The 17134-nt window shown below is 38.9% G+C and carries 12 protein-coding genes; 4 read left to right on the top strand and 8 right to left on the bottom strand.

What is annotated here, in order from left to right:
• Positions 1-474 precede the first annotated feature (474 nt).
• From focA to JEP71_RS09840, 4 genes are all read left to right on the top strand, one after another.
• Positions 475-1329, top strand: coding sequence for a formate transporter FocA (gene focA / locus JEP71_RS09855; RefSeq protein ID WP_100159566.1), 855 nt, complete (start codon positions 475-477; stop codon positions 1327-1329).
• Positions 1330-1383: 54 nt separating this feature from the next.
• Complete coding sequence (gene pflB / locus JEP71_RS09850) at positions 1384-3666, top strand: formate C-acetyltransferase (protein ID WP_198620500.1); 2283 nt, start codon at positions 1384-1386, stop codon at positions 3664-3666.
• 108 nt (positions 3667-3774) lie between these two features.
• Positions 3775-4515 carry a pyruvate formate lyase 1-activating protein gene (gene pflA, locus JEP71_RS09845; protein WP_023581312.1) on the top strand — a complete coding sequence of 247 codons (741 nt, stop codon included), beginning with the start codon at positions 3775-3777 and terminating at the stop codon, positions 4513-4515.
• Positions 4516-4814: 299 nt separating this feature from the next.
• On the top strand, positions 4815-5720 hold the full coding sequence (locus JEP71_RS09840) for a BPSS1780 family membrane protein (protein ID WP_198626165.1): 906 nt from the start codon (positions 4815-4817) through the stop codon (positions 5718-5720).
• A gap of 86 nt (positions 5721-5806) precedes the next feature.
• Here the strand turns inward: JEP71_RS09840 and allD are convergent, their stop codons facing one another.
• The 8 genes from allD to JEP71_RS09800 all read right to left on the bottom strand — a co-directional run bounded on the left by allD (position 5807) and on the right by JEP71_RS09800 (position 17089).
• A complete protein-coding gene (gene allD, locus JEP71_RS09835; protein WP_198626164.1) occupies positions 5807-6856 on the bottom strand; it encodes an ureidoglycolate dehydrogenase in 1050 nt (349 codons plus the stop codon).
• A gap of 257 nt (positions 6857-7113) precedes the next feature.
• Entirely contained in the window at positions 7114-7938 is an 825-nt protein-coding gene (locus JEP71_RS09830) for a MetQ/NlpA family ABC transporter substrate-binding protein (protein ID WP_198626163.1), read from the bottom strand.
• A 52-nt stretch (positions 7939-7990) separates the two neighbouring features.
• Positions 7991-8677 carry a methionine ABC transporter permease gene (locus tag JEP71_RS09825; protein ID WP_198620496.1) on the bottom strand — a complete coding sequence of 229 codons (687 nt, stop codon included), beginning with the start codon at positions 8675-8677 and terminating at the stop codon, positions 7991-7993.
• Between the two features lies 1 nt (position 8678).
• On the bottom strand, positions 8679-9665 hold the full coding sequence (locus JEP71_RS09820) for a methionine ABC transporter ATP-binding protein (protein WP_198620495.1): 987 nt from the start codon (positions 9663-9665) through the stop codon (positions 8679-8681).
• 304 nt (positions 9666-9969) lie between these two features.
• Positions 9970-11259: a serine--tRNA ligase gene (gene serS, locus JEP71_RS09815; protein WP_109373512.1), complete on the bottom strand. Its 1290-nt coding sequence runs from the start codon at positions 11257-11259 to the stop codon at positions 9970-9972.
• Positions 11260-11377: 118 nt separating this feature from the next.
• On the bottom strand, positions 11378-12727 hold the full coding sequence (locus JEP71_RS09810; RefSeq protein ID WP_198620527.1) for a replication-associated recombination protein A: 1350 nt from the start codon (positions 12725-12727) through the stop codon (positions 11378-11380).
• Between the two features lie 7 nt (positions 12728-12734).
• Positions 12735-13343 carry an outer membrane lipoprotein chaperone LolA gene (lolA, locus tag JEP71_RS09805; RefSeq protein ID WP_109373511.1) on the bottom strand — a complete coding sequence of 203 codons (609 nt, stop codon included), beginning with the start codon at positions 13341-13343 and terminating at the stop codon, positions 12735-12737.
• 113 nt (positions 13344-13456) lie between these two features.
• Positions 13457-17089: a DNA translocase FtsK 4TM domain-containing protein gene (locus tag JEP71_RS09800; protein WP_442958810.1), complete on the bottom strand. Its 3633-nt coding sequence runs from the start codon at positions 17087-17089 to the stop codon at positions 13457-13459.
• Positions 17090-17134 lie beyond the last annotated feature (45 nt).

The following is a 17134-nucleotide window of genomic DNA, read 5'->3' as shown; positions in this document are numbered from 1 at the left end:
TTTAATATGACACTATAAATACATATTGAACTTTTACACCAAGAATATTACTTAAATATAGTTTAAATTGCTATTTGTTTAACCAGATCTCAAAAATTAAAAAACCTTATTTTTATAATGGGTATATGTCTGGAGTAATCATTAAAGATTAACCACAAATAAAGTAATGTTTATATTTATGACAAAAGTAAATAAGGCGTTAAATTTAATTTTTAATTCTTAACATACGGGGTTTAAATAATACTTTATATTTACTTTCTACTTTATTTATCCAGCTAGTCTAAAATTTTTTGATAATTTTTAAAAAATTTTTTCATTTTATTAATCAAATAGTTATAGCCAAAATAGCGGGTTTTTACGCACTAAAAACGGGATTCTAATGAGCGACCATGATCCATATCAATTTTAGAAGTAAGCCCCTTTGCTACTATTATTGCGTGCTATAATTATTCCAACATATAAGAGAGTGTTAGTATGAAAGCTGACAGCCCTTTTAATTTATTATCACCTGCAGATATGGCAAAAGTTGCCGATGATGCATGTTGTTATAAAGCAAATAAACATATTCCAACGACTTACTTATCTGCATTTACCGCGGGTATGTTTATATCAATTGCTTTTGTTTTTTATATTACTGCTACTACAGGTACCGCATCTGTTCCATTTGGGCTGGCTAAATTAGTCGGTGGGATCTGCTTCTCTCTGGGGTTAATGCTCGTCGTCGTTTGTGGCGCTGACTTATTCACCTCTACTGTTCTTACTATTATTCCTAAAGCAACTGGACGTATATCTTGGGGCAAAATGTTTGCAAACTGGATAAATGTCTATCTTGGTAACTTTGTTGGCGCACTCTTTTTTGTCGCCTTAATGTGGTTCGCAGGTCAGCATATGGCAGCGAATGGGCTTTGGGGGCTTAATGTCTTACAAACAGCACAACATAAAGTTGAACACACTTTTATTGAAGCAGTTTGTTTAGGTATTTTAGCTAACTTAATGGTTTGTCTTGCAGTTTGGATGAGCTATGCAGGTCGCACACTAATTGATAAACTCTTTGCATTAATTTTACCTATCGGTATGTTCGTTGCTAGTGGTTTTGAGCACAGTATCGCTAACATGTTCCTTATCCCTTTAGGTATTGTTATTAAGAATTTTGCACCCGCAGAATTCTGGACTAAAGTAGGTGCATCACCCGAACAATTTTCGGATTTAACAGTTTCGAATTTCCTCGCTGACAATTTATTACCTGTCACTATCGGTAACATTATTGGCGGAGCAGTCCTAGTCGGTTTGGTATACTGGTTAATGCATCTGCGTGGCGATAAACATTAATCCACGCAGGTATGACTGATTTCTTAAGTTCCATTGTAAAAAGGTAGAAGTATCATGTCTGATTTAAATGAAAAATTTGCTGAAGCATGGAAAGGTTTTTCTGAAGGTGAATGGCAGAACAATGTTAACGTTCGTGACTTTATCCAAAAAAACTATACTCCATATGAAGGCGACGAATCTTTCCTAGCAGGTTCCACTAAAGCAACTGATACACTTTGGGAACAAGTTATGGAAGGCATCAAAATCGAAAACCGCACGCATGCGCCGGTTGATTTTGATACTTCTGTTGCTTCAACTATCACATCTCACGATGCGGGTTATATCTCTAAAGATTTAGAACAAATCGTAGGTTTACAGACTGATGCACCTCTGAAACGTGCGATCATCCCATTCGGTGGTATCCGTATGGTTGAAAGTTCTTGCCACGCTTACAACCGTGAGCTGGACCCAGAACTGAAAAAAATCTTTACTGATTACCGTAAAACTCACAACCAAGGCGTTTTCGATGTTTATACTCCAGACATCATGAAATGCCGTAAATCTGGTATCTTAACAGGTTTACCAGATGCATATGGTCGTGGCCGTATCATCGGTGACTACCGTCGTGTTGCACTGTATGGTATTGAGTTCCTGCGTAAAGATAAATTTGCCCAATTCACCTCTTTACAAGAAAGAATGGAAAAAGGCGAAGATCTGGAAATGACTATCCAACTGCGTGAAGAAATCGCAGAGCAGCACGCTGCTTTAGGTCAAATCCAAGAAATGGCTGCGAAATACGGTTACGATATTTCTCGCCCAGCGCAAAACGCAAAAGAAGCAGTACAATGGACTTACTTCGGTTACTTAGCCGCTGTTAAATCTCAAAACGGTGCTGCAATGTCATTTGGTCGTGTATCTACTTTCTTAGATATCTACATCCAACGTGATATTGAAGCTGGCTTACTGACAGAAGAACAAGCTCAGGAATTAATTGACCACTTAGTCATGAAATTACGTATGGTTCGTTTCTTACGTACTCCTGAATATGATGAACTGTTCTCTGGTGACCCAATCTGGGCAACAGAATCTTTAGCAGGTATGGGTTTAGATGGTCGTACTCTGGTAACTAAGAATACTTTCCGTTTCTTAAATACCCTGTACACAATGGGTCCATCACCAGAACCAAACATGACCATCCTGTGGTCAGAACAACTGCCTATCAACTTCAAAAAATATGCAGCTAAAGTCTCAATCGATACTTCTTCAATCCAGTACGAAAATGATGACTTAATGCGTCCTGACTTCGACAGCGATGACTATGCAATCGCATGTTGTGTTAGCCCAATGGTTGTTGGTAAACAAATGCAGTTCTTCGGTGCTCGTGCGAACTTAGCGAAAACCTTACTGTATACCATCAATGGTGGTGTTGACGAAAAACTGAAAATCCAAGTAGGTCCAAAACATGCTCCAATCATGGACGAAGTATTAGACTTCGATACTGTGATGAACCAAATGGATCACTTTATGGATTGGTTAGCAACTCAGTACGTAACTGCGCTGAACGTTATCCACTACATGCACGATAAATACAGCTATGAAGCAGCTCTGATGGCACTTCATGATCGTGACGTATATCGTACAATGGCATGTGGTATCGCAGGTCTGTCTGTTGCTGCTGACTCACTGTCTGCAATCAAATATGCAAAAGTTTCTCCAATCCGTGATGAAAACGGCTTAGCAGTTGACTTTAAAATTGATGGCGAATACCCACAATTTGGTAACAACGATTCTCGTGTAGATGACATCGCTTGTGACTTAGTTGAACGTTTCATGAAGAAAATTCAGAAACTGCGTACATACCGTAATGCGGTACCTACACAGTCAATCCTGACTATCACTTCAAACGTTGTTTACGGTAAGAAAACAGGTAATACCCCAGATGGTCGTCGTGCAGGTGCACCATTCGGACCAGGTGCTAACCCAATGCACGGTCGTGACCAAAAAGGTGCGGTAGCTTCTCTGACTTCTGTTGCGAAACTGCCATTTGCTTATGCGAAAGATGGTATTTCTTACACCTTCTCAATCGTACCTAATGCATTAGGTAAAGATGATGATGTTCGTAAAGCAAACCTTGCGGGTCTGATGGATGGTTACTTCCACCACGAAGCGGGCATCGAAGGTGGTCAACACCTGAACGTCAACGTGATGAACCGTGAAATGCTGTTAGAAGCAATGGAAGATCCTGAGAAATATCCTCAGTTAACTATCCGTGTTTCTGGTTATGCAGTTCGCTTTAACTCACTGACTAAAGAGCAACAGCAAGACGTTATCACCCGTACATTTACACAAACAATGTAATAAAGATAACTATATGCATTTATTTACTGAGAAAGTAGATAAAATCGCTTAGAATAAAGGCCCCTACTTTGGGGCCTTTTTATTAGACAGTTTTGGAGTAACCCTGTTATGTCCGTACTTGGTCGTATCCACTCATTTGAATCCTGCGGTACTGTTGACGGTCCCGGAATACGTTTCATTGTTTTCTTTCAAGGATGCCTAATGAGATGCCTCTATTGTCACAACCGTGACACATGGGATACTCATGGTGGGCAAATCGTCACAGTTGATGAACTAATGAAAGAGGCGGTTACCTATCGTCATTTTATGAATGCTTCTGGCGGCGGTGTTACTGCTTCAGGTGGTGAAGCAATTTTGCAAGCAGAGTTTGTACGTGATTGGTTTCGTGCTTGTCAGAAAGAAAATATCCATACCTGCCTAGATACTAATGGCTTTGTTCGTCGTTATGATCCCGTTATTGATGAATTAATGGATGCCACTGACTTAGTGATGCTCGACCTAAAACAAGTCAATGATGAGATCCACCAAAAGCTCGTTGGTGTATCAAACCAGCGTACACTTGAATTCGCACGTTATTTAGCAAAACGAGGCCAAAAAACATGGGTTCGTTATGTAGTTGTACCGGGTTGGTCTGATGATGATGATTCTGCTCATCGTTTAGGCGAATTTATTAAAGATATGAAAAATATCGAAAAAGTAGAACTTCTTCCTTACCACGAACTCGGCAAACATAAATGGGTAGCTTTAGGAGAAGAATACAAGCTAGATGGCATTCATCCACCGTCAAAAGAGACGATGGAAAATGTAAAATCAATTCTTGAATCTTATGGCCATAAAGTGATCTACTAAGCTTTTCTACTTAAGATTAATTTAAGAAGCAGCGCATTAAAGCGCTGCTTTTTTGTTTTTATATAATTAAAAATATTCAAAACAAATAAAGTTATTTTTTAATGAGATGAAGTTAACTTAAATTATTTAAATCATTTTGTATTAATTAAAGAATGTCTGTCCTCACAAGTAAAAATATACATTCTAAGATTATCCTTAACCTATATTAAGTTGAATACAGTTGATTAATAACAAAACAAAAAGATATTATAGAAATCTTATATTTATAAACTAAAGATATTGGGATTAAGGTACAGGAAATGGAACAAGACAATAATTCATCGCTAACAGAGCCTCAAGAGGTATTTACGCCTATTCCTCAAGCACGAGGTGCCTCAGGCGGAGTACGTTGGTTAGGACTGGGATGGGATTTAATAAAAGAACGTTTTTGGATGTGGGTAGGCGTTATTATTATCTACTTTATCGTTAGTCTTATTATATCGACCATTCTTGGATTTATTCCGCTAATAGGTCCAATCATATCACCTTTTATTACTACTGTATTAGCTACAGGCCTTATTGCCATTGCCCATCAGCAATATGAAACCCGACGGATGGACGTTGATAATCTATTCTTTGGTTTTTATAACAAACGCTATCTAAGTATAATGGGCGCTTACGGCATTAGTTTCCTTATTTTGCTGTTTGGGATTATTCTCGCAGTTATTATCTCTGGTGCAGCCATGATGGACGTTATCTATGCAGCTTCTAGTGATTATTCTGAAGAAATTATTGCTGAAATGATGGCAGATAACACATCAGGTTTTACTCTATTTATCATTATTATTGCTATTTTTGGTACAATTAGTACTGCTGCATATTGGTTTGTCCCTGCGTTGGTATTAGTAAACGGTTATAAAGCGCTCCCTGCTGTTAAAGCGAGCCTTTCGGCAGTAAAAATAAATTTAGCGGGTGGATTCTTCTTCTTTATTTTACTGCTATTTATTCTGGTAGTGAGTATTATTCCATTTGGTTTAGGGTTATTAATTACTATTCCTCTTTCTTACACTGCGATGTATGGCTCTTATCGTGACGTTTTTTATCACCATAATGTAGGCAACCAAGGAAATAATGGTGGAAATGGTGGAAATGGTGGAAATGGTGGAAATGGAACGATTTCTCTTAATAAAACCGCTGAATCCAATATTGGTAAATTAGTCAGTTAATTCTTAGCATTAGCTTACTTAAATAAAAAAGCAGTAGAGCGTAAATCCTACTGCTTTTTATTATCTAGAATACATAGCTTACATCATTAACCCGCAAACGGGTTTTTATTATCATAAGATTTATTATAAAGTGCATCAGATATTAAATAATTATAAATTTCATCAACAATCTCAATACCTTCTTTTTCACTTCTTTGTTCTTCTATTTGACTATTCTCACCAGGATAAAGCACTTTCTCCACATGAGGAGCTGGCTTAATTGCATTTAACTCCCCCATAGCCTGTGAGATATGTTCTCTAAATAATGAGGTATCAGTAAAGAAAGCAGGATTAATAACAATATGTAATTGCCCTAGCTCTCGCCCCTGAGTTAAATCGTGATACATCGAACTGACATGTTTACCAAAAGGAAGTCCAAGCAAGATACCGGACAACACATCAACCATCATCATTAAGCCATAGCCTTTAGGCCCAGCAATAGGCAATAAGCCTTTTACTGCGAAGGGATCAGTCGTAGGTTTACCACTTTCATCGACTGCCCAAGTATCGGGAATATCGACATGCCGTGAACGCGCATCGAGTACCTTGCCCCATGCCTGTACGGTTGTCGCCATATCAAATGTAATATGTTTATCACCTACTCCAGGAGCTGAAAAAGCGATAGGATTAGTGCCGTAATAGACTTCTGAGCCGCCAAAAGGAACAACCATAGGATCAGACTGGCACAACGAAATACCTACCATGCCTGCTTGCGATGCTTGTTCAACAAAGTAAGATAGCGCACCACTATGACCAATTCGTCTTACACCAACAACTGCAACTCCCTTCTCTTGTGCCATTTTAATTGCGCGTTCCATTGCGTCTTTCGCTGCAACATGCCCAGCTCCATTATCTCCATCAAATACAGCGCTACATGGTCCCGTTTCAGTATAAGTAAAATCAGGAGCCGTATTTGTACCACCTTTACTGATCCGCTCTGCATAATACTCTACACGAACAGCACCATGAGAATGAATACCTTTGGCATCAGCATGGACTAAGACATCAGCCACCGTATCAGCATGAGACTCACTCAATCCTGCATGATGTAATTTATTTTTGATTAATTGATGTAACTGCTGTTTAGAAACTATCATAGAATATGCTCTTTTGTAGGGTTCTAATTAAATAGAAACGTCATAAAATAACGGGGGTAAATTCGAGTGATAGGTCTAATTTAACAGCATAAATAGGATCTGCCGTGATCGGTTTAACCAATGGCGGATTGCGTTATATTTTTGTTAAATAGTCATTTCTTTATTAAAAACCTTTTTATAATCCCTCTTATAAAAAACAAAAAAGTGGCATAATCTCTTACACCACTCTTTGATACATTAATTTAAAAATAAACTAATTATGGAACAGGAACTGCTTCGCCTTTAAAGGTATCCAAAATAAATTTTTTGGTTTCAGGCGCTTTTAGTTGTGCCATTAATTTAGCAATACGCGGATCGTTTTTATCTTCTTCTCTTATAACAACCACATTGGCAAACTTACTGTTAGCCGCAGGCTCTGTATAAATTACTTCTTTGCTTAAATCTAGCCCAGCATTAATGGCAAAGTGCCCATCAATAGAAGCGACATCTGCTTCACCGTTTTTATAAATTTGTGGCAGCAATGGGCCATCATAGGTGAATAAGAATTTAATATTACGAGGATTTTCTACAATATCATCAATTGTGGAGTCATCAGGATCGATGCCATCACGTAATTTAATTAAGCCCTCATCTTGAAATAGTTTTAATATATGTCCATGTTGTGCCAAGTTATTACTACTAATCATTTTTGCACCGTTAGGTAAATCTTGCAGACTTTTATATTTTTGCGAGAAAAAACGATATGGATGCATATGTACAGCTCCCGCAGAAATTAATTTCCAATCAGGGTGATCTGCTAGTGTTTTATTTAAATAAGGTACATGTTGGAAAAAGTTAGCATCTAATTCTTTTTCGGCTAATGCTTGATTGGGAATAATATAATCATTAAAAATTCGAATATCTAACTCTAGCCCTTCTTTTGCTAATTGCGGTTTAACAAATTCTAAAATTTCTGCATGAGGTGTACTTGATGCGCCGATAATTAATTTATTCTCTGATTTTTCATCTGATGGTTTGCAAGCAGAGAGCACTAGACTAATAAGTAGCAGTGATCCCAGCTTTTTAAATACTGTTAGTTTCATTATTGTAACCTTATTTTTTTAAATTTGATTTTTAATTGAATTAATTCTTTAATTAGCGTTTATCTATATTTCTTACAACACTATCTCCTAATAACTGAATGCATAATACAATAAATAAAATCACTAAAGTCGCAGCCCAAACCACATCAAGATGACTGCGTTGGAATCCTTCTAAATAAGCTAAGTTACCTAGTCCACCCGCCCCAATTGCGCCTGCAACTGCGGTTCCACCCACTAAAGAAATCAACGTGACAGTTAAGCCAGAAATAAGTGCAGGTGATGATTCTGGTAATAACACTTTAAATATTAACGTAGGCAAATTAGCGCCCATTGAAAGACTTGCCTCAATAACACCTTTGTCTACTTCACGTAATGCTAATTCAACTAGTCTGGCATAAAAGGCTGCTGCTGAAATCACTAATGCAGGTAGCGCTGCATTAACACCTAATATGGTTCCCACAATTAATTTAGTAAAAGGGAACAATAAAATAATTAAAATAATAAAAGGAACGGCTCTAAAAATATTTACAATAAATGAGAGTATTCGATAAATAGAAAGTTGCTCTTTATAACCCTCTTTTGCTGTTAAAAATAATGCCACGCCAATTAAGATCCCTAATAAGCAGGATAATGCACCAGAAACCAGTGTCATATATAATGTATTTAATGTTTCTTCACCGAGTACATTGAGTTTTAAATGAGGTAAATAGCTATTAAACCAACTTTGTATTTCATCCATATCACACGACCGCTATATCAAATTTATTATTCTCAAGATATTGGATGATTTCATCCGATTTATTATTTAGCTGTAAATAAATAAACCCGTTTTCTTGTGAAAAACTGCCCTTTATTAAATTAACTGGTTCATTAAATTTAGAAATTAAATCATAAAGTAAATAGTCATATTTTTTACCCTCTTGCAGTAACAGTTTTATTACTGTGCTTTGCTGCTTTATATTCTCAATATCATCACTGTTATCTGTTACATGTACTGATTGTGATAAAAACTGTTGTGTCACTTTATGTTTTGGTTGATTAAATATTTTTACTACTTCGCCTTGTTCAATTATTTTTCCTTGCTCAATAACGGCTACTTTATTGCATATCGCTTTTACAACTTGCATTTCATGCGTGATCAACACAATCGTAATATTCATTTTTTGATTAATTTCAGCGAGTAGTGCTAAAATTGTTTGTGTTGTTTTTGGATCTAATGCAGATGTTGCTTCATCACATAATAAAACATCAGGATTATTTGCCAGCGCTCTAGCAATACCAACACGTTGTTTTTGCCCACCACTTAATGTTGATGGATATTCATCAGCTTTATCAGCAAGCCCAACTAACTCCATTAATTCACTCGCACGTTGAAAACGTTGCTTCTTATCTACCCCTGAAATTTCAAGTGGGAATTCAATATTCTCTCTAACTGTACGTGACCATAGCAAATTGAAATGTTGAAAGATCATACCAATTGAGTGGCGGATTTTACGGATCTCACGTTCACTACTGGTAGTAATGTTGTATTTACCAACAATCACTTCTCCTTTTGTTACAGGCTCTAAGCGATTCAATAAACGAATTAAACTACTTTTTCCAGCACCGCTATAACCAATGATGCCAAAGATATCTCCCTGCTCAATATTCAAATTAATATCATCAACAGCAATAGTTTGCTTTTTCCCTCGCTGATAAATTTTGCTGACATTTTTTAGTGTTATCATTTTAATCAACTCACCTATTAAATAGAAATCTAGACGGCTAAACATCTAGAAATCCAAGTTAATGTCAATATGAGAAATTGTCAAGCAAGGAATGAAAAAGAGATAAACAAAAAAGACATACCTTAGAATTAAATTATTTTTGATACGCTCTTTATTGAGATTTAACTCTGATGAAATAAAATATTGTGGATTTAATGACTTATAAAAAACAAATAAATAGCGTTAAATATTTACTACAGTTAATAAAAAACCCCCGGCCTAAGCAGGGGGTTAAATTATTAATACTCAATTAATTAGATAATAATTAACCGATATATTCTAAACCTTTCATGTATGGGCGTAACACTTCTGGAATTTCAATACGGCCATCAGCCATTTGATAGTTTTCCATAATTGCGACTAAAGTACGACCTACTGCTAAGCCCGAACCATTTAAAGTGTGAACTAACTGGATCTTCTTATCACCTTTAGAACGGAAGCGTGCTTGCATACGACGTGCTTGGAAATCCCACATATTTGAACATGAAGAGATTTCACGGTAAGTATTTTGAGCTGGTACCCAAACTTCTAAGTCGTAAGTTTTACGTGAACCAAAGCCCATATCGCCAGTGCAAAGTACCACTTTACGGTAAGGTAGATTCAGTAATTGCAGTACTTTTTCAGCATGACCAGTCAGCTCTTCTAATGCTTCCATTGATTTTTCAGGATGAGCGATTTGAACTAGCTCAACTTTATCAAATTGGTGCATACGAATTAAACCACGAGTATCACGACCATAAGAGCCTGCTTCTGAACGGAAGCATGGTGTGTGAGCTGTCATTTTCAATGGCAAGTCGTCTTCTTCAAGAATGACGTCTCTTACCATATTTGTCACAGGCACTTCCGCTGTTGGAATAAGTGCGTATTGGCTTTCTGCTTCTTCTTCTAACGGTTTAGTGTGGAATAAGTCTTCACTAAATTTAGGTAACTGACCTGTACCGTACAGAGTTGCGTGGTTAACCAAGTAAGGAACATACATTTCTTGGTAGCCGTGCTCTTCTGTGTGCAGATCCAACATAAATTGTGTAATAGCACGATGTAAACGTGCAACTTGACCTTTCATCACAACAAAACGTGAACCGGTAATTTTTACCGCAGAAGCAAAATCTAAACCATCTGTTAGCTCACCTAAAGTCACATGATCTTTTAATTCAAAATCATAAGTTTTTGGTGTGCCCCAACGAGAAACTTCAACGTTTTCGCTGTCATCTTTGCCATTTGGAACAGCATCATCTGGCATATTTGGGATAGTTAAAACGTAATCACGAATTTCCGCTTGAAGCACTTCAAGTTCGGCTTTTGCAGCTTCAAGTTTTTCACCTAACAGGTTAACTTCTTGACGAAGTGGCTCAATATCTTCACCACGCGCTTTTGCCGCACCAATGGACTTCGATCGGGAATTACGTTCTGCTTGCAGGGATTCAGTTTCAACCTGTAACACCTTACGGCGTTCTTCTTGTTGACGAATTTTTTCCACATTGAGGATGAATCCCCTGCGAGCCAGTTTTTCGGCGACCGCGTCTAGCTCATTACGCAGTAGATTTGGATCGAGCATGCTTATCCTGTGCTTATTGATAGATTAATAAAAACCTTCTCTCCTATCTTATAAAAAAGATATCTGAGACAAGGCATAGTTAAGAAATTAATGATAATTGAATAACCTTACCGCATCTTTACATTTTGCGATAGCGTTTTGTCGTACTATTTTGATCTTGTTGAGTAAGCCAGTCTAATTTCTCTGCAAGCTTGATCTCTAACCCTCTTTTCACTGGGTAATAGTACTGTGTATCAGCCATTTCTTTAGGAAAATAGACCTCACCAGCAGCATAAGCATTAGGCTCGTCATGAGCGTACCGATATTCAGCACCAAGCCCCATTTCTTTCATTAATTTTGTTGGTGCATTACGCAAATGCTCAGGTACATCATAATCAGGTTTACTTTTAGCGTCAGCAATGGCTGCTTTAAATGCAGTGTAAACAGCATTACTTTTGGGAGCACAAGCCAGATATACAATTGCTTGAGCAATAGCGCGCTCACCTTCGGCGGGACCAACACGCGTGAAACAATCCCATGCAGCTATTGCCACTTGCATAGCACGAGGATCGGCGTTTCCCACATCTTCTGACGCAATCGCCAATAAGCGACGAGCAACATAAAGCGGATCACCGCCGGCTGTTATGATCCTTGCATACCAATAAAGAGCAGCATCAGGCGCTGATCCCCTGACTGATTTATGTAATGCAGAAATAAGATCGTAAAAGCGATCACCTTTATTATCAAAACGAGCACTTCGTTCACCACTGATTTCTGTCAGTAATGCTGGTGTTAATACTCGTTTTCCTTGATTATCAACTTCAGCGATATCCGCCATCATTTCAAGCAAATTTAATGAACGGCGCGCATCACCATTAACCAATTGTGCAATCATTTTGCGTGTATCATCTGGCAGAATAATATTACGTCCGCCTAAACCCCGTTCAGGATCGTCCAGCGCTTGTTGTAGCACTTGCTCAATATCAGCTTCGGTTAATGAACGTAATAGATAAACTCTTGCTCTGGATAGCAATGCTGAATTTAATTCAAAAGAGGGATTTTCTGTTGTTGCGCCAATAAAAGTGATTGTACCGTCTTCAATATGAGGCAAAAAGGCATCTTGTTGGCTCTTATTAAAACGATGAACTTCATCAACGAACAGGATCGTTCTACGCCCTGCATTGCGATTTTGGCGCGCAATTTCAATAGATTCTCTAATTTCTTTAATACCCGATGTCACCGCAGATAATCGTTCTATATCAGCTTGTGCATAGCGACCAATGATCTCAGCAAGGGTAGTTTTACCCGTACCAGGAGGTCCCCATAAGATCATGGAATGCAATTGACCTGCTTTAATCGCTCGAGGTAATGGTTTACCTTCGGCAAGTAAATGAGTTTGTCCGATATATTGTTCCAACGTTTCAGGTCGCATTCTTGCGGCTAAAGGTTGGAACTCATTGCGTGAAAAATCGAGTGATAAATTACTCAAAATATCCTCACTGACGTTGGTCATCCACAGTCACACCCGCAGGAGGAGTAAAGCGAAACGCGGATGCATCGATTGGCGCGGCAGTCTGTGCAGTCAATTGATAATTGCTTACTTGACCGTCTTGTTCTGTAGCTGCAAATTGCTGAATTTGTCCGTTAGGTAATACAGTTATCGTAAAATGTTTTAAGTTATTTTCTACTTTAGGTGTTAACTCAAAACGATCACCAGACTGTTTCACGTCATAGTTTTGCCACTCTTTACTGTCATTACGGGCGATCAGCATAAAAGGCGTATTGGTTGTAGCACTTTCCAACCAAGTTGCTGTAACTTGCTCGACAAAAGGATTGTAAAACCACAATGTTTTACCATCAGAGATCAATGTGCTCTCATCCGGTGCTGTCATGTGCCAATTAAACAAATCAGGGCGTTGTACTTTTAAACTGCCTTCCCCTTTTTGGATAAGTGAGCCTTCATTGCTGGTCACGGTTTGACTAAAGTTTGCTTGAAAACTATTTACTTTATTTAATCGTTGTTGCAAATCCTGACGTGCATCAGCCCAAGCGGCTTGGCTACTAAATAATGTCATCGCACACACTGCAAATAATACTTTTTTCATTCTACAAGCCTCGGCATGAGATAACGCCGACATAATGTCGGCGCATAAATTATTGATGATGTTGTGCAGATTATCATGCTATCTCATTAGCTGATAACTGTGTTTTCAAGATATTACATATCTGAAGGTGGTGGCGAAAGGACATCACGCGTATTGTTGTGATTTGGCGCACTGACAATACCTTGCATTTCCATTTGTTCCACAATTCTTGCTGCACGATTATAGCCAATTCTAAATTGACGTTGCACTCCAGAAATAGAAACACGTTGTTTTTCAACCACAAATTCTACAGCTTGGTCAAATAACGGATCAAGCTCTTCGCCATCGTCATATCCACCACCACTATTACCTTCACCTTCTTCACTGCATTTAGTAATAGCTTCAATATACTGAGGACGACCGCGTGCTTTCCAGTCGGTTGCGACTGCATGAACTTCATCATCACTCACAAAAGCACCGTGAACACGCTCAGGTACAAAACCATTAGGTGCATAAAGCATATCCCCCATACCTAGTAATGATTCTGCACCACCTTGGTCTAAGATAGTTCGAGAGTCGATTTTACTCGATACAGTAAACGCAATGCGGCTAGGAATATTGGCTTTAATTAACCCAGTAATGATATCAACGGAAGGTCTTTGCGTTGCAAGCACAAGGTGAATACCCGCAGCACGCGCTTTTTGTGCTAAACGTGCAATCAGCTCTTCGACTTTCTTACCTGCTGTCATCATTAAATCAGCAAATTCATCAACAACAACCACGATATAAGGCTCTTTTTCCAACGTTGGCATTTCTGTTGCCATACTGTCTGTTGGTTTCCAGAATGGATCTGGAATTGGGCGTCCCATCGCTTCTGCTTCTTTAATTCTTTCGTTATAACCTGCAAGATTACGCACACCCAATGCCGACATCAGTTTATAACGGCGTTCCATTTCAGCCACACTCCAACGCAGAGCACTTGCGGCATCTTTCATATCGGTAACGACTTCTGTTAGAAGATGGGGAATACCTTCATAAACCGAAAGCTCAAGCATTTTAGGGTCAATCATAATAAAGCGAACATCTTCTGGTTTCGCTTTATAGAGAATGCTGATGATCATCGCATTCACACCGACAGATTTACCTGAACCTGTTGTACCAGCAACAAGTAAGTGAGGCATTTTAGCCAGATTGGCAACAACTGGCTGACCGCCGATATCTTTACCTAAAACAACAGTCAATGGAGAACGGCTATCACGAAATGCATCGCTATCTAACAACTCACGCATATAGACGGTTTGACGTTTTTTGTTAGGTAATTCCAGCCCTACATAAGGTTTGCCCGGAATAACTTCAACAATACGTACTGCAATAGCAGACAATGAACGAGCTAAGTCGCGTGATAAATTTGATATACGCGCAGCTTTTACACCTGGTGCAAGTTCAAGTTCAAAACGAGTGATAACAGGCCCCGGTGAAATGCCAACCACCTTGGCTTTAACACGGTAATCATTAAGACGAGCTTCAATAAGTTTACCAATACGCTCAAGCTCAAACATATCAACAGGTTCATCTTCTACTGGTGGCGTTGTTAGTAGATCCAGAGAAGGCATTGGCGTTGTTGGCTTCAGCAATGGTCTATCATTACGCATCAAGAATGGGTGAATTAACGATTCTTGCTGTTGCTGTTGCTGTTGCTGTTGCTGTTGCTGTTGCTGTTGCTGTTGCTGTTGCTGTTGCTGTTGCTGTTGCTGTTGCTGTTGCTGTTGCTGTTGCTGTGCAAAATGCTGAGCCATATTAGGCTGAGGCTCAATACGTGATTGAGGTACAGCTTGTGGCGTAACAGGTTCTGAAACAATCGGTGTAAACACTGGCTCTATCGGATCTTCATCCAATAGATCATCAATTGGCGAAAATGCCTCTAATGCGGTGAGCTCTCTTTCTAACTCAATTTTAGGGCTGTATTCTTCCTCTTCTTCATCACGAGGCGAAATTTGTAGAAATGCATTGCTGGCTGGGTATTCAACTTTTTTCTCAATAGTTTGAGTCGATTGCGCTGATTGTGAAGCGAATGAATGTTGAATATGAGGTTGATAACCCGTTGTTGCTTGCAATGAAGGTGCTGATGTTGATATTTGAGGTAAAACCTCATCTTCGTTATCATCTAACGAAACATCATCACCATAACGATCCTGCAATTGTTGCTTAAATTGTGCTGCTAATTGTTGCTGATATTGCTCATCTTCATCAATATCGCTGTTATTCTCTTCTGTGGAAGAGAATGTATTCGCGGTAACCGTTGGTTCATCACGATAATCATCTTGTTGATGATCAAATGAAGGTAATGGTGTTGTAATATTTGGCTGATGGGCTCCAATAATAGCTTCAGGATCAACACTATCGTTCTCACCATAACGTTCGCGTTGCTGTTCGAGGAATTGCTGACGCAACTCTTGTTCGAAATTCGCTTGTTCTTGAATATCAGCTAACTCATCTTCAGATTCAGATTGAACGGCTTCCTCACGACGACGCAATTCAGCTTCGCGTTGTGAAGGTATATGAATGCCATAAAGCTCACGGCGTGTTGGCAATCGCACTGGATTTGGGCGTGGTAATTCAGGGCCTAATCCTTGTTTAACTTGAGAGCCATGACTAACAAGAGCACTCGTTGCTGCCACACCTGCTGCCACTGTAGCTGCTTGCGTTAAAGAGTCTGTATCAGGTGCTAACGAGAATGTAGGTTCAGCTCTGGCAGGCATTACACTATCTGTTGATACGGACGATGGCTGTGCCATAGGTTCATTATCAAACGGCATCACAGAAGGTATATTCTTTTCTGGTATTGAGTAAACTGAACTTGAAGGCGCATTGACTTCTGATTGAGCTTCTTTTTTCAAAAATGCTTCTGGAATATCAAAACGGTAATGTTCTGGCTCTTCCTCTGTATGAGTTGGTTGTGAAACCGTTGCTGGCACAAGAGGATCAGCTTGCGTCAATGTTTGCGCATGTCCATCTGCTATGTCATTTGTTGCAGAGAAAGATGGCAAATCATCTTCTTGTTCTGCTTTAACTTGTAATGTGTCTATCTCTTGCTGACGAGCTAGCTCAAGTGCTGAAGGCGCAGAAAATAAAATATCATCACTCTCTTCTGTTGCTAATTCAGATTGCTGATTTTCTTTTTGATTTAAATTATCAGCTAATTCTGTAACAACGTCTTGAGTATCATCTTCCTCTTCTTCATCCTCGTAATCAGCTTCATTTTGGCCTCTATTGGTAATAAAACCAACACTTCCCAAAATAACGGCACCAATCTTTTCTGTGATTGTTAACCAAGACCAGCCGGTAAACAGTGTAAAGCCAATAGCCCAAACAGATAACAGGGCAAGAGTAGCACCTAAAACATTAAACCACGGTAATAGGGCTTTGCTAAACAAACTTCCAATAACACCACCAGAGCTGAAATTATAGATATCATCAAAATTAAGATCAGCCAATGCACAAGAGGTAAAGATCAGAGCCAAAGCACCAATCGTGCGTAGTGCAAGGGAAAAGAAGTCAGTGTATTCACGATTTTGTTGGTAGCGTAGAGAATTCCAGCACCCAAAAACCACGACGACAGGAATTGCATAGGCAAGTAAACCAAATGCAGAAAATAGAATATCAGCTAACCATGCTCCAATACTACCGCCTAAATTTTGAATAGGCTCATTCCAAGTGGTTTGTGACCAGCTAGGATCAGAGGGATGAAAGCTAAGTAATGAAACCATTAAAAAGACAGCGCCAATGCCGATGAGGATGAGAATAGCCTCCCA

The sequence above is a fragment of the Proteus sp. PR00224 genome (assembly GCF_016238105.1).
Taxonomy (GTDB): Bacteria; Pseudomonadota; Gammaproteobacteria; order Enterobacterales; family Enterobacteriaceae; genus Proteus.
The sequence above is the reverse complement of the archived record's forward strand: the minus strand, read 5'-3'. Positions and strand labels throughout refer to the sequence as shown.

What these genes read in the sequence shown, in the direction of transcription:
- focA (WP_100159566.1), top strand. Translation starts at nt 475, where the DNA reads ATGAAAGCTGACAGCCCTTTTAATTTATTATCACCTGCAGATATGGCA.
- pflB (WP_198620500.1), top strand. Translation starts at nt 1,384, where the DNA reads ATGTCTGATTTAAATGAAAAATTTGCTGAAGCATGGAAAGGTTTTTCT.
- pflA (WP_023581312.1), top strand. Translation starts at nt 3,775, where the DNA reads ATGTCCGTACTTGGTCGTATCCACTCATTTGAATCCTGCGGTACTGTT.
- JEP71_RS09840 (WP_198626165.1), top strand. Translation starts at nt 4,815, where the DNA reads ATGGAACAAGACAATAATTCATCGCTAACAGAGCCTCAAGAGGTATTT.
- allD (WP_198626164.1), bottom strand. Translation starts at nt 6,856, where the DNA reads ATGATAGTTTCTAAACAGCAGTTACATCAATTAATCAAAAATAAATTA.
- JEP71_RS09830 (WP_198626163.1), bottom strand. Translation starts at nt 7,938, where the DNA reads ATGAAACTAACAGTATTTAAAAAGCTGGGATCACTGCTACTTATTAGT.
- JEP71_RS09825 (WP_198620496.1), bottom strand. Translation starts at nt 8,677, where the DNA reads ATGGATGAAATACAAAGTTGGTTTAATAGCTATTTACCTCATTTAAAA.
- JEP71_RS09820 (WP_198620495.1), bottom strand. Translation starts at nt 9,665, where the DNA reads ATGATAACACTAAAAAATGTCAGCAAAATTTATCAGCGAGGGAAAAAG.
- serS (WP_109373512.1), bottom strand. Translation starts at nt 11,259, where the DNA reads ATGCTCGATCCAAATCTACTGCGTAATGAGCTAGACGCGGTCGCCGAA.
- lolA (WP_109373511.1), bottom strand. Translation starts at nt 13,343, where the DNA reads ATGAAAAAAGTATTATTTGCAGTGTGTGCGATGACATTATTTAGTAGC.
- JEP71_RS09800 (WP_442958810.1), bottom strand. Translation starts at nt 17,089, where the DNA reads ATGGTTTCATTACTTAGCTTTCATCCCTCTGATCCTAGCTGGTCACAA.